At 53.5% G+C, this 16,751-nt stretch carries 16 protein-coding genes and 2 tRNA genes; 9 read left to right on the top strand and 9 right to left on the bottom strand.

The genetic code is table 11. From position 1 onward, the window contains the following. Positions 1 to 28 precede the first annotated feature (28 nt). Positions 29 to 1,162, bottom strand: coding sequence for an NADH:flavorubredoxin reductase NorW (gene norW / locus OGX91_RS16170; protein WP_199947069.1), 1,134 nt, complete (start codon positions 1,160 to 1,162; stop codon positions 29 to 31). Next, entirely contained in the window at positions 1,159 to 2,607 is a 1,449-nt protein-coding gene (gene norV, locus OGX91_RS16165; protein WP_005130565.1) for an anaerobic nitric oxide reductase flavorubredoxin, read from the bottom strand. Before norV ends, norW begins: the two co-directional genes overlap by 4 nt. A 187-nt stretch (positions 2,608 to 2,794) precedes the next feature. On the opposite strand from norV, the gene norR reads away from it, so the two are divergent. Next, on the top strand, positions 2,795 to 4,312 hold the full coding sequence (gene norR, locus OGX91_RS16160; protein WP_040232246.1) for a nitric oxide reductase transcriptional regulator NorR: 1,518 nt from the start codon (positions 2,795 to 2,797) through the stop codon (positions 4,310 to 4,312). On the opposite strand, the gene gutQ is transcribed toward norR, so the two are convergent. The 7 genes from gutQ to srlA form a co-directional block, all read right to left on the bottom strand. Then, positions 4,309 to 5,274 (bottom strand): arabinose-5-phosphate isomerase GutQ, encoded by a 966-nt coding sequence (gutQ, locus tag OGX91_RS16155; RefSeq protein WP_199947068.1) that lies wholly within the window; start codon positions 5,272 to 5,274, stop codon positions 4,309 to 4,311. The two genes, norR and gutQ, sit on opposite strands and share 4 nt — an antisense overlap. Beyond that, complete coding sequence (gene srlR / locus OGX91_RS16150) at positions 5,267 to 6,040, bottom strand: glucitol operon DNA-binding transcriptional repressor SrlR (RefSeq protein WP_005130558.1); 774 nt, start codon at positions 6,038 to 6,040, stop codon at positions 5,267 to 5,269. The genes gutQ and srlR overlap by 8 nt, the downstream gene beginning before the upstream one ends. A 137-nt stretch (positions 6,041 to 6,177) precedes the next feature. Next, entirely contained in the window at positions 6,178 to 6,537 is a 360-nt protein-coding gene (gutM, locus tag OGX91_RS16145; protein ID WP_005130557.1) for a transcriptional regulator GutM, read from the bottom strand. Between the two features lie 55 nt (positions 6,538 to 6,592). After that, a complete protein-coding gene (gene srlD / locus OGX91_RS16140) occupies positions 6,593 to 7,372 on the bottom strand; it encodes a sorbitol-6-phosphate dehydrogenase (protein ID WP_005130555.1) in 780 nt (259 codons plus the stop codon). A gap of 17 nt (positions 7,373 to 7,389) precedes the next feature. Next, positions 7,390 to 7,752 carry a PTS glucitol/sorbitol transporter subunit IIA gene (gene srlB, locus OGX91_RS16135; RefSeq protein WP_005130554.1) on the bottom strand — a complete coding sequence of 121 codons (363 nt, stop codon included), beginning with the start codon at positions 7,750 to 7,752 and terminating at the stop codon, positions 7,390 to 7,392. Positions 7,753 to 7,765: 13 nt separating this feature from the next. Continuing rightward, the gene (gene srlE, locus OGX91_RS16130) at positions 7,766 to 8,737 is read right to left on the bottom strand and encodes a PTS glucitol/sorbitol transporter subunit IIB (RefSeq protein ID WP_040232249.1); all 972 of its coding nucleotides are present in this window, start codon (positions 8,735 to 8,737) and stop codon (positions 7,766 to 7,768) included. Then, on the bottom strand, positions 8,734 to 9,297 hold the full coding sequence (gene srlA / locus OGX91_RS16125) for a PTS glucitol/sorbitol transporter subunit IIC (RefSeq protein ID WP_003037339.1): 564 nt from the start codon (positions 9,295 to 9,297) through the stop codon (positions 8,734 to 8,736). Before srlA ends, srlE begins: the two co-directional genes overlap by 4 nt. A 265-nt stretch (positions 9,298 to 9,562) precedes the next feature. Between srlA and mltB the strand changes: the two genes are divergently transcribed. The 8 genes from mltB to OGX91_RS16085 all read left to right on the top strand — a co-directional run bounded on the left by mltB (position 9,563) and on the right by OGX91_RS16085 (position 16,750). Then, positions 9,563 to 10,642, top strand: a complete 1,080-nt coding sequence (gene mltB / locus OGX91_RS16120) for a lytic murein transglycosylase B (RefSeq protein ID WP_199947067.1) — start codon at positions 9,563 to 9,565, stop codon at positions 10,640 to 10,642. Between the two features lie 194 nt (positions 10,643 to 10,836). Beyond that, entirely contained in the window at positions 10,837 to 11,334 is a 498-nt protein-coding gene (pncC, locus tag OGX91_RS16115; protein ID WP_005130547.1) for a nicotinamide-nucleotide amidase, read from the top strand. Positions 11,335 to 11,426: 92 nt separating this feature from the next. Continuing rightward, positions 11,427 to 12,491, top strand: a complete 1,065-nt coding sequence (recA, locus tag OGX91_RS16110) for a recombinase RecA (protein WP_286626840.1) — start codon at positions 11,427 to 11,429, stop codon at positions 12,489 to 12,491. A gap of 69 nt (positions 12,492 to 12,560) precedes the next feature. After that, positions 12,561 to 13,061, top strand: a complete 501-nt coding sequence (recX, locus tag OGX91_RS16105; RefSeq protein WP_286626839.1) for a recombination regulator RecX — start codon at positions 12,561 to 12,563, stop codon at positions 13,059 to 13,061. A gap of 128 nt (positions 13,062 to 13,189) precedes the next feature. Next, on the top strand, positions 13,190 to 15,817 hold the full coding sequence (alaS, locus tag OGX91_RS16100; RefSeq protein WP_040232253.1) for an alanine--tRNA ligase: 2,628 nt from the start codon (positions 13,190 to 13,192) through the stop codon (positions 15,815 to 15,817). Between the two features lie 238 nt (positions 15,818 to 16,055). After that, positions 16,056 to 16,241, top strand: a complete 186-nt coding sequence (gene csrA, locus OGX91_RS16095; protein ID WP_000906486.1) for a carbon storage regulator CsrA — start codon at positions 16,056 to 16,058, stop codon at positions 16,239 to 16,241. A 336-nt stretch (positions 16,242 to 16,577) separates the two neighbouring features. After that, positions 16,578 to 16,670, top strand: a tRNA-Ser gene (locus OGX91_RS16090). Positions 16,671 to 16,673: 3 nt separating this feature from the next. Continuing rightward, positions 16,674 to 16,750 (top strand) — tRNA-Arg (locus tag OGX91_RS16085). Position 16,751: the final 1 nt, after the last annotated feature.

Genomic DNA, 16,751 nt, shown 5'->3' with positions numbered 1-16,751 from the left:
AGAAGCGGCGCCATCCGGCATCACAGACTTACACGGGCAACGTTTTCAGCAGCGCAAAGGCCTCTTTCATCCGGTCTTCACTGACGACGAAGGCACACAATTGACCTTCGTCGTTCATCCCTCGGGCTACCATACCCTGCGCTTCGGCGGCAATATGCCAGTTTAGATCGCGGCGCTGGGTTTCCCCGGCCAGATGCAATGGCAACTCTGGCGTTTTGACTTTTACCAGCATCGCTGGCAGCTTCAATGGCGCATTGCCGCCGAGCAGGTTCTTCGCCAGATACATGGCGCTCAGCTGAATCGGCTGCAGGAACGGCAGAACCTGACCATTAATTTCCGCACAGTCGCCGAGGGCATAAATGTCCGGGTGGCTGGTTTGCAGGTAGCTGTCGACGCAGACGCCACGATTGATGTTCAATCCGGCGCGACGCGCCAGCGCGGTTTCCGGGCGCAGGCCGGTGGCGGCAATCACCGCATCGACTTCTACGTTGCGGCTACGATCGATCGTGGCGCGAATACCCGAGGCCGTTTTTTCCAGCCCCTGAAGCTGGGATTTCAACAGCAGATGCACACCCATATCGGTCAGACGATGCTGTAAACGACTGCTGACTTCCGGCGGCATTAACGAGGCCAGAATGCTGGCGGCGTTGTCGATAAGCGTCACCGCTTTACCGGCACGACAGAAATCCATCGCCAGTTCGCTACCAATCAGGCCACCGCCAACAATCAGCACTCGCCGGGCGTCACGCAACTGCGTTTCACAGGCGCGATACTCTTGTTGGCTGTTCAATGTAAGCATTAACTCACGCCCACTAACCGGTGGTACAAAGGCTGAAGCCCCTGTCGCCAGCACCAGTTTGTCGTACTGCCACTGCTTGTCCTGACTTTTCACTACGTGGGCATCGGCGTTGATGTCGGTTACCCAGGTATGTGGGAACAGGCGCAAATTAAACTGTTCGGCAAACTCCCCCGCCGACTGGCGGGTGAGGTCGTCTGCACGCTGCGACTGACTGATAACATGGCTGAGATCGGGCTTGTTGTACTCATCCATGCTGTCCGCGGCAATCAAGGTCAGCGGAACATTCGCATCCTGCTTCCGGATATTTTTGACTAACTGGCGGGCGGCGAAGCCCGAACCAATGATGACAATGCCGTGACTCATTTTGCCTCCGTTGCCAGTACGTCGAAGACGTCTTTACCTAATGAACATTCCGGGCACAGGAAGTTGTCCGGAACTTCGCTCCATGGTGTACCCGGTGCGACATCCTGCAGCGGCTCACCTTTTGCTGGATCGTAAATCCACTGGCACACGCTGCACTGCATGCTGGGACCAAGATCGGCGGCAGCCGCAGCGGCGCAGGCGCACTCTTCTTCTTTGGATGCGGCTTTGACAGGGGTTTCTGGCAGTGGAGCAAGCGCCCACTGACGCGCAATTTCACGGCCGTGCTGGCGGCACAGTTCCAGCGCATCGAGGTCCGGACGCCATTTGGCCTTCAGGCTCAGCGACATCTCGAAACCGGCATCCTGCAAACGTGTGGACAAACGGTCTACTGCACCGCCGCTCCAGCCGTGTGAACCAAAGGCGCTGGCACGCTTGTTACGAAAACGCAGGCCGGTCATCTCTTCCACCAGACCAGCGATTTTCGGCATCATCACGTTGTTCATTGTGGAAGTACCGACCAGCACGCCTTTAGAGCGGAAGACGTTGGTCAGGACTTCGTTTTTGTCGCTACGGGCGACGTTAAAGATTTTCACCGCTACATTTGGGTCGACTTCGTTGATGCCCTGGGCAATTGCGTCCGCCATCATGCGGGTGTTATTGGACATGGTGTCGTAGAAAATGGTGATGCGGTCTTCCTGATAATCCGCCGCCCATTTCAGGTACAGCTCAACGATTTGTGTCGGGTTGTCGCGCCACACTACGCCGTGGGAAGTGGCAATCATATCGACCGGCAGGTTGAAGCCGAGGATCTCAGTAATTTTCGGCGTCACCAGACGGCTGAACGGCGTCAGGATATTGGCGTAGTAACGCTGGCACTGTTCGAACAGCTCGGTCTGGTCAACTTCGTCGTTAAACAGACGTTCGTCGCAGTAGTGTTGGCCGAAGGCATCGTTACTGAACAGCACGGCGTCGCCGGTCATGTAGGTCATCATACTGTCCGGCCAGTGCAGCATCGGCGTTTCAACGAAGATCAGTTGTTTACCGTTGCCGATGTCCAGGCTGTCGCCAGTTTTTACCACGTTGAAGTTCCATTCCGGGTGATGATGGTGTCCGTTAATAGAGTCAATGGCGTTAGCGGTGCAGTAGATTGGCGTGTCCGGGATGCAGGACATCAGCTCGGTCAGCGCACCGGCATGGTCTTCTTCCGCGTGGTTAATGATGATGTAGTCGATATCTGCCAGGTCAATTTCACTGCGCAGGTTCTGCACGAATTCACGGCTAAACTTGTGGTCTACGGTATCAATCAGGACATTTTTTTCTTCACGGATGAGATAGCTGTTGTAGCTGCTGCCGCGCAGTGTTTTGTATTCAGTTCCGTGGAAATCACGCACTTCCCAGTCACGTTGGCCAACCCAATGAATGTTATTTTTAACCAGAATAGACATAGCAACCTCAATTAATTCAGCGTTTTTCAAAAAAGATGTTTTGCTAACTGCAGGTTGTGTGCCAACTTTGTATTTATTTGATTTTAAAGTGTTTACTGTTTATTGCCTATAAGGTGGTAGTCAAAATGACTATGTATTTTATTGTCAATATGACAATATGAATTGTCAAAATGACAATGAGGTAGCCATGAGCTTTTCCGTAGACGTGCTGGCGGGCATCGCCATTGAATTACAAAGCGGTATTGGACATCAGGATCGTTTTCAACGCCTGATAACCACCCTGCGTCAGGTACTGGAGTGCGATGCGTCGGCATTGCTGCGCTATGAGTCGCGACAGTTTATTCCACTGGCAATCGATGGGCTGGCGCAGGATGTTCTCGGCAGGCGCTTTACGCTGGAAGGGCATCCTCGTCTGGAAGCGATTGCCCGTGCCGGAGACGTGGTACGTTTTCCTGCCGACAGCGATTTGCCCGATCCTTACGACGGGCTGATCCCAGGCCAGGAGAGCCTGAAGGTGCATGCCTGTATCGGATTGCCGCTGTTTGCCGGACAAAATCTGATCGGGGCGCTCACGCTGGATGGCATGGAGCCTGATCAGTTCGATGTGTTCAGCGATGAAGAACTCAGGCTGATTGCCGCGCTGGCGGCGGGCGCGCTCAGTAATGCGCTGCTGATTGAACAGTTGGAAAGCCAGAACATGCTGCCAGGCTCGTCAACGGCCTTCGAGCAGGTGACGGAAACCCAGATGATTGGCCTGTCGCCCAATATGATGCAACTGAAAAAAGAGATCGAGATTGTTGCGGGCTCCGATCTCAATGTTTTGATCAGCGGTGAGACGGGAACCGGGAAGGAACTGGTGGCTAAAGCTATCCATGAAGGTTCGCCGCGTGCGGTAAATCCACTGGTGTACCTGAACTGCGCTGCGTTGCCGGAAAGCGTAGCGGAAAGCGAACTGTTTGGTCACGTAAAGGGGGCCTTTACCGGGGCTATCAGCAATCGTAGCGGTAAGTTTGAAATGGCCGATAACGGGACGCTGTTTTTAGATGAGATTGGCGAACTCTCGCTGGCGCTACAGGCTAAGCTGCTGCGCGTGTTGCAGTACGGTGATATTCAGCGCGTGGGTGACGATCGCAGCCTGCGCGTTGACGTACGCGTGTTGGCAGCAACCAACCGTGATTTACGCGAAGAGGTGCTGGCCGGAAATTTCCGTGCGGATTTGTTCCACCGGCTGAGCGTCTTTCCCCTTTTCGTGCCGCCGCTGCGTGAACGCGGCGAAGATGTGGTGCTGCTGGCCGGCTATTTTTGCGAGCAATGTCGGCTGCGGCTGGGACTTTCCCGCGTAGTGTTAAGCCCCGGTGCGCGTAGCCATCTGTTGAGTTACGGCTGGCCCGGAAACGTGCGCGAACTGGAACATGCCATTCACCGGGCGGTGGTTCTGGCAAGGGCGACAAGGGCAGGGGGTGAAGTGGTTCTGGAAACGCAGCATTTTGCTTTACAGGATGACAGTTCTGTCCCGCCGCCGGAGGTTCTTCCTGAGGTTCCGCTGCATCATAACTTGCGTGAAGCAACGGAGTCATTCCAGCGGGAGATGATCCGCCGGGCGATGGCGCAAAATAATCACAGTTGGGCGGCGAGCGCGCGGGCGCTGGAAACAGACGTCGCCAACCTGCACCGGCTGGCGAAACGTCTGGGGCTGAAGGATTAGATAATACCGGCCTGATAGAAATCCTGCAGGTTGATAGCACCGGTGAGTTTACCGTTTTCATCGACCACCGGTGCGGCGGTGATTTTGCGCTTCATCAGGACTTCTTTGGCGTCAATGGCGCGGCTCAGCGCCTGCAGCGTAACGCCATTGTGGGTCATCGCCTCGCTAACCTCAGTGGTGAGCGCCCCACCGGCAACCAGCCAGCGGCGCAGGTCGCCGTCGGTAAAGACGCCTTTTACCAGCGAGGCATCGTCGCAGACTGCCACCAGGCCAAGACCCGTACGGCTAAGTTCCAGCATCGCATCCATGACGCTGGTGGTGAGCGTTACCTGTGGTACAGCATCGTCACGGCGCATCAGGTGATGCACTTTATTTAACAGGCGCGCACCCAGTGCACCTGCCGGATGGGAACGGGCGAAATCTTCTTCGTTAAACCCGCGCGCCTGCATCACGGCGATGGCCAGCGCATCGCCCATCATCAGCGTGTTGACGGTGCTGGAGGTTGGCGCCAGGCGCATCGGGCAGGCTTCACGCTCTACTGAAATATCCAGCACCGCTTTGGCTGCCAGACCCAGCGGCGAGGTCGGTTTTCCGGTCATGGCCAGCAGAGCGACGGATTTGTCTTCCAGGCGTGGAATGATGAGATCCAGCTCTTTAGCCCCGCCGGAGTAGGAGATAAACAGCATGACATCGCGGCTTTCAATCATGCCTAAGTCGCCGTGCAGCGCTTCTGCCGGATGCACAAAAAAGGCGGGTGTGCCGGTGCTGGCGAGGGTTGCCGCGATTTTTTTGCCAATATGGCCTGACTTGCCAATCCCGGAAACAATCACTTTGCCTTCACAGTGGATGATAGTATTGGCAGCGCGGACAAAATCATCGCCCAGTCGTTCTGGTAGTCGGCTGGCTTCCTGTAGCTCCAGCATTAACGTCTGACGGCCCGCGTTCAGTAGTGCATCACTCATTGGTTTCTCCGGTTATGATTACTTCAATCCCTTTTGCTTCCAGCGCCTGACGAAATGCAGGGTCGATACCCGCATCGGTAATCAATTTGTCGACGCTTTCCAGACTGCACACAACATTGGGACTTTTGCGCCCAAATTTTGACGAGTCAGCCATCAGAATGACTTCGCGAGCGGCATTGCACATCGCTTTACTGACGCTAAACACCTCATTAAATGTGGTCACACCGGCATTAAGATCGATGCCGTCGGTGCCCATGAAGAGTTTATCAAAGCTGAACTGCTCAAAGGCGTTTTCTGCCAGCTGACCGTGAAATGACGCAGATTTTTTACGGAATGTCCCGCCGGGCATCAGGATGGTTTGCTCGTTGTCCAGCTCTGAAAGCGCGTTGACAATGTGCAGGCTGTTGGTCATGACGGTGATGTTGCTAAAGCGGCTGAGCATCGGCACCATCTGCAGCACCGTACTGCCCGCATCCAGAATAATGGAGTCGCCATCGTGAATAAAGCGAACGGCGGCTTCGGCAATTTGCTCTTTTTTATGCGTATTGATCAGCGTTTTGTGATCGATTGGCGGGTCGGATTCGTCTTTATTCAATACTACGCCGCCATAGGTGCGAATGACGGTTCCGGCATTTTCCAGAGTGACCAGATCTTTGCGAATGGTCGTACCGGTGGTGTCAAAGTAGTGGGCCAGTTCTTCAACTGAGCATTTTCCCTGCTTTTGCAGGTGCTCCAGTATGGCAGCCTGACGCTGACGAGGTTTCATAGGCGTGATTACCCTGACTTATGTATATACCCGTCATACTTCAAGTTGCATGTGCGTTGGCCGTCCTGCAACTCGAATTATTTAGGGTATAGGTTGCAAAATGATAATTTCGCAAGCTATTAGCATTCACAACGAAATTACCCATGTTTCAGTTTAAGCGCCAATGATAGTGCATTCTGCGAAAGCGGATCATGGGGAAAGATCACATCAGGCTGTAATTCATCAAGATGTTTGCCCATTATTGTGGCAATTTTGCCCGGTCTGGCGAATACCGTAAGACCTTTCATAAATAACGTATCGGTAATCCGCTGCTGCTCATCTAACGCAATGGCGATCACCACGCGGGGTTTAAAACGTCCGCCGGAGCGCCCCACGCCAACCCGACCCCGTTGGCAGAGCTTATCGAAAGCCCGATTAAAGCGGGATATTTGCCAGCCACCGAGCGCCAGTTGCAGACACCAGGCGATAGCGGCGACGGTAATCAGTGCTGAAACCATAATGTACTCCTTTGATTTTGCCGGATAAGCACAGCCGCCATCCGGCAATTCAACATTAAAACATCACCTGACCGCCGGTCACGTTGATGGACTGCCCGGTGCAGTAAGAGGCTTTTGGACTGGCGTAAAACAGCAGCATGTTCAGCACGTCCTGATAATCGCAGCCGCGTTTGAGTGGCACTTTATCAATGTAGTACTGCTCCACTTCGTCTGGCTTGAGGCCAAGCTTGGTTGCATATTGCGGTAATAACGACTGGAACATCGGTGATTTCAGCAGATTGCCGAGCATCAGTGAATGCACGGTAATGCCGTATTCCGCCAGATCCAGCGCCAGTGACTGGGTTAAGCCCACGCCGCCAAATTTTGCCGCGCTATAGCCTGAGTTGTGTTTACTGCCCACTTTCCCTGATTTGGAGTTGATCTGGATAATGCGTCCCTGAACGCCATCGCGAATCATCAGGCGTGAGAACTCACGTGCGCAGAGGAAGTAGCCAACCAGATTCACCTGCAGCGAGCGGTCGAAATCCCCAAGCTGAAAGTCGCTGATAAACGCGGCTTTAGCGATACCCGCGCTGTAAACCAGCAGATCGACGCGGCCAAATATTTCATCCACTCCGCGCGACAGCGCCAGCACGCTCTGCTCGCTGGTGGCATCGGCGCCAAAACCGTAGGCGGTGCCATCGCCAAATTCGGCGTTAATTTCCTGCGCCACGTTGGCGGCTTTATCGCTTTGAATATCCACCACCGCGACGCGGTATCCTTCTGTCGCAAGCCCACGGCAAAGGAATGCGCCAAGGGTCTGGCCTCCACCAATGACAACGGCAACCTGATTCATCTTTATCTCCTTCAATCTTAAGCAACAAACTTCAAAATACAGCCCGGCACGATACCGTCCGGTACGGGGCCTGCAACGTGTACGGTGCCGGGGAATTCCGCTTCACTCAGTCCGTCAAAACGCAGGGTGATATGTCCCAGTTCACGTAAGTTTTGTTCCGCCACGCTGCCAACGGCCGTGACCGGATAGTGATGCTGGCCTAGTTCGAACTGGATCCCAGCTTGCAACGAACCGTTCAGCTCGCCGTGGCAATGAATGAAGCAAAACTCCTCGATATCCGCGGGCGCGCCTTCACGAAAGGTAATCAACATCTGGTCGCTGAGTGCATCCGGGGCGCTCTGGCCGATGCGGGTGATGGTGGTCTGATAAATCACGGTCATTTTTGGGTGCCTCTTATTGGTAAATAAAGCCGGAAACAAACCAGGCGATGAGAACGGTAGGCGCGCCGGTCAGAAAACGACTCACCAGAACCGATGGCACGCCGACGCGAACCGTGTCCTGGCGCGCTTCGGCCAGCGACAGCCCGACAGGAATAAAGTCGCATGCAGCCTGGGCGTTAATGGCGAACAGGGCCGGTAGCGCCAGATGTGGCGGGATATTTCCCAGACCAATTTGCACGCCGATCAGTACCCCGATAACCTGGGCGATGACCGCACCGGGGCCGAGGAAAGGCGACAGCAGCGGGAAAGAACAAATCAGGGCCAGCGTCACCAGTCCCAGAGGATGGCTGGCCAGTGGCGCGAGTCCATGGGCGATCCAGTCTCCCAGACCAGAAGCCATAATGATGCCAATCAGCGCCGAGACGAATGCCATAAACGGCAGAATGGTTTTCAGCACCGTATCAATCGTGTCGCGTCCGGACTGGAACAGTACCGCAACGGCGGAACCCATACCCATCCCAACTTTTGCCAGCAGGCCATCGCTCTGTTCAGTGATTTTTTTGCTGGTGTCGTAATCGCGACCGATAGTGCTGCTTGTCGGCGTTGGTGTAGCGGACGCTTCACCGACAACGGTAATGTTTTCTTCTTTTACGCCAGAGACATAGATATCTTCGATAATGTATTGAGCCAGCGGGCCGGATTTACCCGTAGCGTGAATATTCACCGTCGGGATACGACGTTTTGGATAGATCCCGCAGCGCAGCGTGCCGCCGCAGTCGATGATCGCCACGCCAATTTCATTCTCCGGCGGTTCACCTTCTTTGAAGCCATCAACGGCCTGCCAACCGGTCAGATTCGCCAGTTTGTCGACAATCGCCGGGCGCGTTCCGGCAGTGATATAGACAATTTTCTTGCCCGGAACGGCATCCAGTTCAAGCGGGCCGCCCCAGCCGCCGGTACCTTTTTCAATACGAATATGCGTCATGATGTTGCCCCCGCCAGATGGACTTTCTGCTCAAGTTGGATGCCCATTTTTTTCTCAAAGATGGTGGTAGTGAAATCGGTTACCCAGCCGCGGAAGAAGTTGGTTACCAGACCGACCAGCAAATAGCTCACCGCGAGCGGGCCGAGCGGCAGGCCCAGCGTAGTCAGTCCGCTGGCGATCCCCAGATAAACAAACAGTTCGCCGGGGTTAATGTGTGGGAACAAGCCGTTCATTGAATGGCAACTGTAAGAGGCGGCGGCGTAGTAGCTGGGCTTGTATTTTTCCGGCATAAAGCGGCCCAGGCTCAGCGTCATAGGGTTACAAAAAACGAATGTGCCGATGCACGGCAGTAGCAGGTAGCGGGACAGCGGGTTTCCGGCGCAGCGCTGGGCAAAACGTTCAATACGCTGCTGACCGATAAAGTTAATCAGCGCATTCATGATGACCAGCAAACTGATCAGCAGGGGGAGAATACCGGTCACCATGCCGGTAAAGACCTCTCCGCCTTTCTGGAACAACCCGATAAACCACTCAGCACCGAGTGTGATGGTGTCGATCATTATTCTCTCCTGTAGGGGTTTTTAGTTATCTTGCCAAACGGTAATTAATTTTAATCAGATCGAAAGATTTAAAAGTGTTATTTTGATCTCAAAATGAAAGATAAATATTTTAATTTGAAAGATAATGCGTGAAGGCTCGCAATTGTGCCGGGCGGAAGTGCAAGAGGGGGGAAATTCTGTGAAGGAGAGCGACAACTGCTTCCTTGTGTGACGGAGGATGCTTTACCATACTTCCCCCAGGCTGAATTTGTTTAATGGATGTCTCATGTTCAAGCGTCGTTATGTAGCGTTACTTCCCCTTTTCGTATTGCTCGCTGCCTGTAGCAGCAAACCTAAACCTTCAGAGACTCAAACGACTACGGGTACGCCATCCGGCGGATTCCTGCTTGAGCCGCAGCACAATGTCATGCAAACGGGCGGCGATTTTGCCAATAATCCGAACGCGCAGCAGTTCATTGAGAAAATGGTGAACAAGCATGGTTTTGACCGCCAGCAGTTGCAGGAAATCCTGTCGCAGGCCAAGCGCCTGGACTCAGTATTGCGTCTGATGGATCGCCAGGCACCCACAACGCAGCCGCCAGCCGGACCTAACGGCGCATGGCTGCGCTATCGCAAACAGTTCATCACCCCGGACAACGTGCAAAATGGTGTGGCGTTCTGGAACCAATATGAAGATGCCCTGAACCGCGCGTGGCAGGTCTACGGCGTACCGCCGGAAATTATCGTTGGCATTATTGGCGTAGAGACTCGCTGGGGCCGCGTGATGGGTAAAACGCGGATTCTGGATGCGCTGGCGACGCTGTCGTTTAACTATCCTCGTCGGGCGGAATACTTCTCTGGCGAACTGGAAACCTTCCTGCTGATGGCGCGGGATGAAAGCGACGATCCGCTCGATTTGAAAGGTTCTTTCGCGGGGGCAATGGGCTACGGCCAGTTTATGCCATCTTCCTATAAACAATATGCCGTTGATTTCAATGGCGATGGTCACATTAACCTGTGGGATCCGGTTGATGCCATCGGTAGCGTGGCGAACTATTTCAAAGGGCACGGCTGGGTGAAAGGCGATACCGTGGCAGTACCTGCAAATGGACAGGCACCGGGTCTTGCGAATGGCTTTAAAACCCAATACAGCATTTCTCAGCTTGCCGCTACTGGCCTGACACCGCAGCAGTCGTTGGGGAATCATCAGCAGGCCAGCCTGCTGCGTCTGGATGTTGGCACCGGCTACCAGTACTGGTATGGACTGCCGAACTTCTACACCATCACCCGTTACAACCACAGCACGCATTACGCGATGGCCGTGTGGCAATTGGGCCAGGCGGTGGCGCTGGCGCGTGTGCAGTAATCGCGCGTTACCGGCCTACAGGAAGATTTTACTTGCAGGCCGGATAAGATGCTCTGGCATCGCTATCCGGCAGGTCTTATTTCTGCAACGGAGCAATTTTTGGAATCCCCCTCGTAAAACGTTCTCCTCATCCCCACATTGGTTATGAAAGTGCTATCTTGTCCGGCATATTTTTTTAACTGACAGAGGCTGAAATGACCGACAGTGAACTGATGCAGTTAAGCGAGCAGGTTGGCCTGGCGCTGAAAACGCGCGGTGCAACCGTGACGACGGCGGAATCCTGCACCGGCGGCTGGGTGGCTAAAGTTATTACGGATATTGCCGGAAGCTCCGCCTGGTTTGAACGCGGGTTTGTCACTTACAGCAACCAAGCCAAAGCGCAGATGATTGGCGTGCGCGAAGAAACGCTGGCTCAGCATGGGGCGGTGAGTGAACCGGTGGTCGTTGAAATGGCGATTGGCGCGCTAAAAGCCGCCCGTGCAGACTTCGCCGTCTCGATTAGCGGTATCGCAGGACCCGATGGCGGTAGCGAAGAAAAGCCTGTGGGGACGGTATGGTTTGCCTTTGCCAGCGCAAGCGGCGAGGGGATTACCCGCCGGGAATGCTTTAGCGGCGACCGTGAGTCGGTACGCCGTCAGGCGACTGCGTATGCGTTACACACCCTGTGGCAACAATTTCTACAAAATACTTGATACTGTATGAGCATACAGTATAATTGCCTCAACAGAACTTTATCTATCACGTTTCACGGTTTAACCCGAAAGCGGCATGACAGGAGTAATTAATGGCTATCGACGAAAACAAACAGAAAGCGTTGGCGGCAGCGCTGGGCCAGATCGAAAAGCAATTCGGTAAAGGCTCCATCATGCGCCTCGGTGAAGACCGTTCCATGGACGTGGAAACCATCTCCACCGGTTCGCTTTCTCTGGATATCGCATTGGGCGCGGGCGGTTTGCCAATGGGCCGTATCGTCGAAATCTACGGGCCAGAATCCTCCGGTAAAACAACGCTGACATTACAGGTTATTGCCGCCGCACAGCGCGAAGGTAAAACCTGTGCGTTCATCGATGCAGAACACGCGCTGGATCCTGTCTATGCGCGTAAGCTTGGCGTTGATATTGATAACCTGCTGTGTTCTCAGCCGGATACGGGTGAACAAGCTCTGGAAATCTGTGACGCGCTGGCGCGTTCTGGCGCAGTCGACGTTATCGTTGTTGACTCCGTTGCTGCACTGACGCCGAAGGCTGAAATCGAAGGTGAGATCGGTGACTCTCATATGGGTCTTGCGGCACGTATGATGAGCCAGGCAATGCGTAAGCTGGCCGGTAACCTGAAGCAGTCCAACACGCTGCTGATTTTCATCAACCAGATTCGTATGAAGATTGGCGTTATGTTCGGTAACCCGGAAACCACTACCGGTGGTAATGCCCTGAAATTTTACGCCTCCGTCCGTCTGGATATCCGTCGTATTGGCGCGGTGAAAGAGGGCGATAACGTGGTCGGTAGCGAAACCCGCGTTAAGGTCGTGAAAAACAAAATTGCAGCACCGTTTAAACAGGCTGAATTCCAGATTCTTTACGGCGAAGGTATCAACTTCTACGGCGAACTGGTTGACCTGGGCGTGAAAGAGAAGCTGATTGAAAAAGCCGGTGCATGGTACAGCTATAACGGTGAGAAAATCGGTCAGGGTAAAGCGAACGCAACCAATTGGCTGAAAGAAAACCCGGCTGCCGCAAAAGAAATTGAGAAAAAATTACGCGAGTTACTGCTCAATAACCAGGATTCAACGCCCAATTTCTCCGTTGATGACAGTGGTGAAGACGTAGCAGAAACCAACGAAGATTTCTGATAGTCTGACGCAATCGCATACAAAAGGGCTGCATATCATGCAGCCCTTTTCCATTTCTGAAGGCTCAATATGACAGATTCAACTTCCCGCCGCTCTGCTTACTCCCGATTACTTGACCGCGCCGTGCGAATACTTGCGATGCGCGATCACAGCGAGCAGGAACTGCGGCGCAAGCTGGCCGCTCCGGTGATGGGAAAAAATGGACCGGAAGACATTGATGCTACGCCGGAGGATTATGACAAGGTCATCGCCTGGTGTATTGAAAGCCGTTATCTTGATGATGACCGATTTGTTCAGCAGTTTATCGCCAGCCGTAGCCGTAAGGGCTACGGACCTGCCCGCGTGCGCCAGGAACTAAATCAGAAAGGGATCGCGCGTAAGGCCATTGAGCGTGCTATGTGCGAATGTGAAATTGACTGGGCGCTGCTTGCGCGTGAGCAGGCCGTCCGGAAATACGGAGAACCTTTACCTGTGGATTTTTCAGATAAGATAAAGGTCCAGCGTTTTTTGCTCTATCGCGGCTATCTGATGGAAGATATTCAGGCAATATGGCGAAATTTTGACGATTGAGCGCATACGGGATTTTACTTCCCAGTAAAGAAAACTTATCTTATTCCCACTTTTCGATTGCCAGAGGCGCAGTTTGCATGCCGATGCTGGTAATGACATTTCGTTAGCTTGATTTCTTCAGGATAATTATGAGCAAGAGCACCGCTGAGATCCGTCAGGCGTTTCTCGATTTTTTCCATAGTAAAGGACATCAGGTAGTTGCCAGCAGCTCCCTGGTACCGAACAATGACCCTACTTTGTTGTTTACCAACGCCGGGATGAACCAGTTCAAGGATGTTTTCCTTGGCCTCGACAAGCGTAATTATTCCCGCGCAACCACCTCGCAGCGTTGCGTGCGGGCGGGCGGTAAGCACAACGACCTGGAAAACGTCGGTTACACTGCACGTCACCATACCTTTTTCGAAATGCTGGGCAACTTCAGCTTCGGCGATTACTTCAAACACGACGCCATTCAATACGCATGGGAACTGTTGACCGGTGAAAACTGGTTTGCCCTGCCAAAAGAACGTCTGTGGGTCACCGTCTATGAAACTGACGATGAAGCCTATGAAATCTGGGAAAAAGAAGTCGGTATTCCGCGCGAACGTATCATCCGCATTGGTGATAACAAAGGCGCAGCTTATGCTTCCGACAACTTCTGGCAGATGGGTGATACCGGTCCTTGCGGTCCGTGCACCGAAATTTTCTATGACCACGGCGACCACATTTGGGGTGGGCCTCCGGGAAGCGCGGAAGAAGATGGCGATCGCTACATTGAGATTTGGAACATCGTCTTCATGCAGTTCAACCGTCAGGCTGACGGCACCATGGAACCGCTGCCGAAACCGTCCGTGGATACCGGTATGGGTCTGGAGCGTATTGCGGCCGTGCTGCAACACGTTAACTCCAACTATGAAATTGACCTGTTCCGTTCACTGATTGAGTCCGTGGCGAAAGTCACCGGCGCGACCGATCTGAGCAACAAGTCACTGCGCGTTATCGCCGACCATATCCGTTCCTGTGCGTTCCTGATTGCCGATGGCGTTGTTCCGTCGAATGAAAACCGTGGCTATGTGCTGCGTCGTATCATTCGTCGCGCGGTACGTCATGGCAACATGCTGGGTGCGAAAGATACCTTCTTCTACAAGTTGGTTGGTCCACTGGTAGACGTGATGGGGTCTGCGGGCGAAGAGCTGAAGCGTCAACAGGCTATGGTTGAGCAGGTTCTGAAAACCGAAGAAGAGCAGTTTGCGCGTACGCTGGAGCGTGGTCTGGCGCTGCTGGATGAAGAACTGGCGAAACTGTCCGGCGATACGCTGGACGGCGAAACCGCATTCCGTCTGTATGACACCTACGGTTTCCCGGTTGATCTGACGGCAGACGTTTGCCGCGAGCGTAACATTAAGGTTGATGAAGCTGGCTTTGAAGCTGCAATGGAAGAACAGCGCCGTCGTGCGCGTGAAGCCAGCGGCTTTGGTGCAGACTACAATGCGATGATTCGCGTTGATGGTGCTTCTGAATTTAAAGGCTACGAGTACCTGGAACTGAACGGCAAAGTCACCGCGCTGTTTGTTGATGGTAAAGCGGTAGATGCCATTAACGCCGGTCAGGACGCTGTCGTTGTTCTGGACCAGACGCCATTCTATGCAGAGTCCGGTGGTCAGGTTGGCGATAAAGGCGAACTGAAAGGTGCTGGTTTTGCATTTGCCGTGAACGACACGCAAAAATATGGTCAGGCGATTGGTCACATCGGCAAACTGTCTGCGGGTTCTCTGAAAGTGGGCGATGCGGTGCAGGCTGATGTGGATGAAGCGCGTCGTGCGCGGATCCGTCTCAATCACTCCGCAACGCACCTGATGCATGCGGCGCTGCGCGAGGTTCTGGGCACGCACGTGGCGCAGAAAGGCTCACTGGTTAACGATAAAGTGCTGCGCTTCGACTTCTCGCATACCGAAGCGATGAAGCCTGCCGAAATCCGTGCCGTTGAAGATCTGGTGAATGCGCAAATTCGTCGTAACCTGCCGATTGAAACGAACATCATGGATCTCGAGGCGGCGAAAGCCAAAGGTGCAATGGCGCTGTTTGGTGAGAAATACGATGACCACGTGCGTGTTCTGAGTATGGGTGATTTCTCTACCGAACTGTGTGGTGGTACTCACGCCAGCCGTACGGGCGATATCGGTCTGTTCCGTATTATCTCCGAGTCTGGCACCGCTGCGGGCGTTCGTCGTATCGAAGCCGTGACCGGTGAAGGCGCGCTGAATACCGTGCATGCTGAGAGCGATCGCTTAAGCGATATTGCGCAGCTGCTGAAAGGTGATAGCCAGACTATCGGTGACAAAGTTCGTTCCGTACTGGAACGTACGCGTCAGCTCGAAAAAGAATTGCAGCAATTGAAGGAACAGGCCGCAGCGCAGGAAAGTGCGAACCTTTCCAGCAAAGCAGTTGATATCAACGGCGTGAAGCTGTTGGTCAGCGAGCTTGCGGACGTTGAACCGAAAATGCTGCGTACCATGGTTGATGATCTGAAAAATCAGCTGGGTTCTACTGTTGTCGTACTGGCAACAGTTGCTGAAGGTAAGGTTTCTCTGATTGCGGGCGTGTCTAAGGATGTGACAGACCGCGTGAAAGCAGGGGAACTGATTGGGATGGTCGCTCAGCAGGTAGGCGGCAAGGGTGGTGGTCGTCCGGACATGGCGCAAGCCGGTGGTACGGATGCTGCTGCTCTGCCGGCAGCGTTAGCCAGTGTGAAAGGCTGGGTTAGCGCAAAACTGTAAAAATTATAAGCGTAAGTCGACGCTGCGGACTTCAATCCGCAGCGTTTGCATCAACGCTATCGACAACGATAAAGTCAGGTTGAAGTTGTGTATATCGGCTAAACTTAGGTTTAACAGAATGTGATGCCGTGACTGCTTACACTTAGGTGTTTGTCATCGCTTACTTTTTGGCGTTATATGATGGATAATGCCGGGATACAGAGAGACCCGACTCTTTTAATCTTTCAAGGAGCAAAGAATGCTGATTCTGACTCGTCGAGTTGGTGAGACCCTCATGATAGGCGATGAGGTCACCGTGACAGTTTTAGGGGTGAAGGGCAACCAGGTGCGCATTGGCGTCAACGCCCCGAAAGAAGTTTCTGTCCATCGTGAAGAGATCTACCAGCGTATCCAGGCTGAAAAATCCCAGCAGTCCAGTTACTAAGGTTTCCGCGTCTCACCTGTCTGGTGAGGCGCAACCTGATTGAGTTACTCTTTTTCTTCTCTTTTCTTCTTCGTCTTCCCCATTTTTTCGATTCCACTGCGCGTAATGCCTTTTCCTGCGAAGTTTCCGTTTGTTCACTCCTTCAGGAAATCGCCAATTTATCTGTTGATAAAACACTCTTTTTGCCGTTTTTGCAGACTAATTGCGCGTGAAATGTGCAAACGATAAAAGCTCTGGAAAAATTGTTTGACTTATAAGTCCCAGAAAGTAATATGTGCGCCACGCAGCGACGATGAGCAGAAACAAGTTCTTCGAAGCACTCGCAAGAGGCGTGTTGGTGAGGTGGCCGAGAGGCTGAAGGCGCTCCCCTGCTAAGGGAGTATGCGGTCAAAAGCTGCATCCGGGGTTCGAATCCCCGCCTCACCGCCATTTGCATCCGTAGCTCAGCTGGATAGAGTACTCGGCTACGAACCGAGCGGTCGGAGGTTCGAATCCTCCCGGATGCACCAT

The sequence above is a fragment of the Citrobacter sp. Cpa228 genome (genome assembly GCF_030333085.1).
Classification (GTDB): domain Bacteria; phylum Pseudomonadota; class Gammaproteobacteria; order Enterobacterales; family Enterobacteriaceae; genus Citrobacter; species Citrobacter pasteurii.
The sequence above is the reverse complement of the archived record's forward strand: the minus strand, read 5'-3'. Positions and strand labels throughout refer to the sequence as shown.

Coding starts and splice junctions, on each gene's coding strand:
- recX (WP_286626839.1), top strand. CDS start 12,561: ATGACAGATTCAACTTCCCGCCGCTCTGCTTACTCCCGATTACTTGAC.
- pncC (WP_005130547.1), top strand. CDS start 10,837: ATGACCGACAGTGAACTGATGCAGTTAAGCGAGCAGGTTGGCCTGGCG.
- norW (WP_199947069.1), bottom strand. CDS start 1,162: ATGAGTCACGGCATTGTCATCATTGGTTCGGGCTTCGCCGCCCGCCAG.
- alaS (WP_040232253.1), top strand. CDS start 13,190: ATGAGCAAGAGCACCGCTGAGATCCGTCAGGCGTTTCTCGATTTTTTC.
- norV (WP_005130565.1), bottom strand. CDS start 2,607: ATGTCTATTCTGGTTAAAAATAACATTCATTGGGTTGGCCAACGTGAC.
- csrA (WP_000906486.1), top strand. CDS start 16,056: ATGCTGATTCTGACTCGTCGAGTTGGTGAGACCCTCATGATAGGCGAT.
- mltB (WP_199947067.1), top strand. CDS start 9,563: ATGTTCAAGCGTCGTTATGTAGCGTTACTTCCCCTTTTCGTATTGCTC.
- srlE (WP_040232249.1), bottom strand. CDS start 8,737: ATGACGCATATTCGTATTGAAAAAGGTACCGGCGGCTGGGGCGGCCCG.
- srlD (WP_005130555.1), bottom strand. CDS start 7,372: ATGAATCAGGTTGCCGTTGTCATTGGTGGAGGCCAGACCCTTGGCGCA.
- gutM (WP_005130557.1), bottom strand. CDS start 6,537: ATGGTTTCAGCACTGATTACCGTCGCCGCTATCGCCTGGTGTCTGCAA.
- srlA (WP_003037339.1), bottom strand. CDS start 9,297: ATGATCGACACCATCACACTCGGTGCTGAGTGGTTTATCGGGTTGTTC.
- norR (WP_040232246.1), top strand. CDS start 2,795: ATGAGCTTTTCCGTAGACGTGCTGGCGGGCATCGCCATTGAATTACAA.
- srlB (WP_005130554.1), bottom strand. CDS start 7,752: ATGACCGTGATTTATCAGACCACCATCACCCGCATCGGCCAGAGCGCC.
- recA (WP_286626840.1), top strand. CDS start 11,427: ATGGCTATCGACGAAAACAAACAGAAAGCGTTGGCGGCAGCGCTGGGC.
- gutQ (WP_199947068.1), bottom strand. CDS start 5,274: ATGAGTGATGCACTACTGAACGCGGGCCGTCAGACGTTAATGCTGGAG.
- srlR (WP_005130558.1), bottom strand. CDS start 6,040: ATGAAACCTCGTCAGCGTCAGGCTGCCATACTGGAGCACCTGCAAAAG.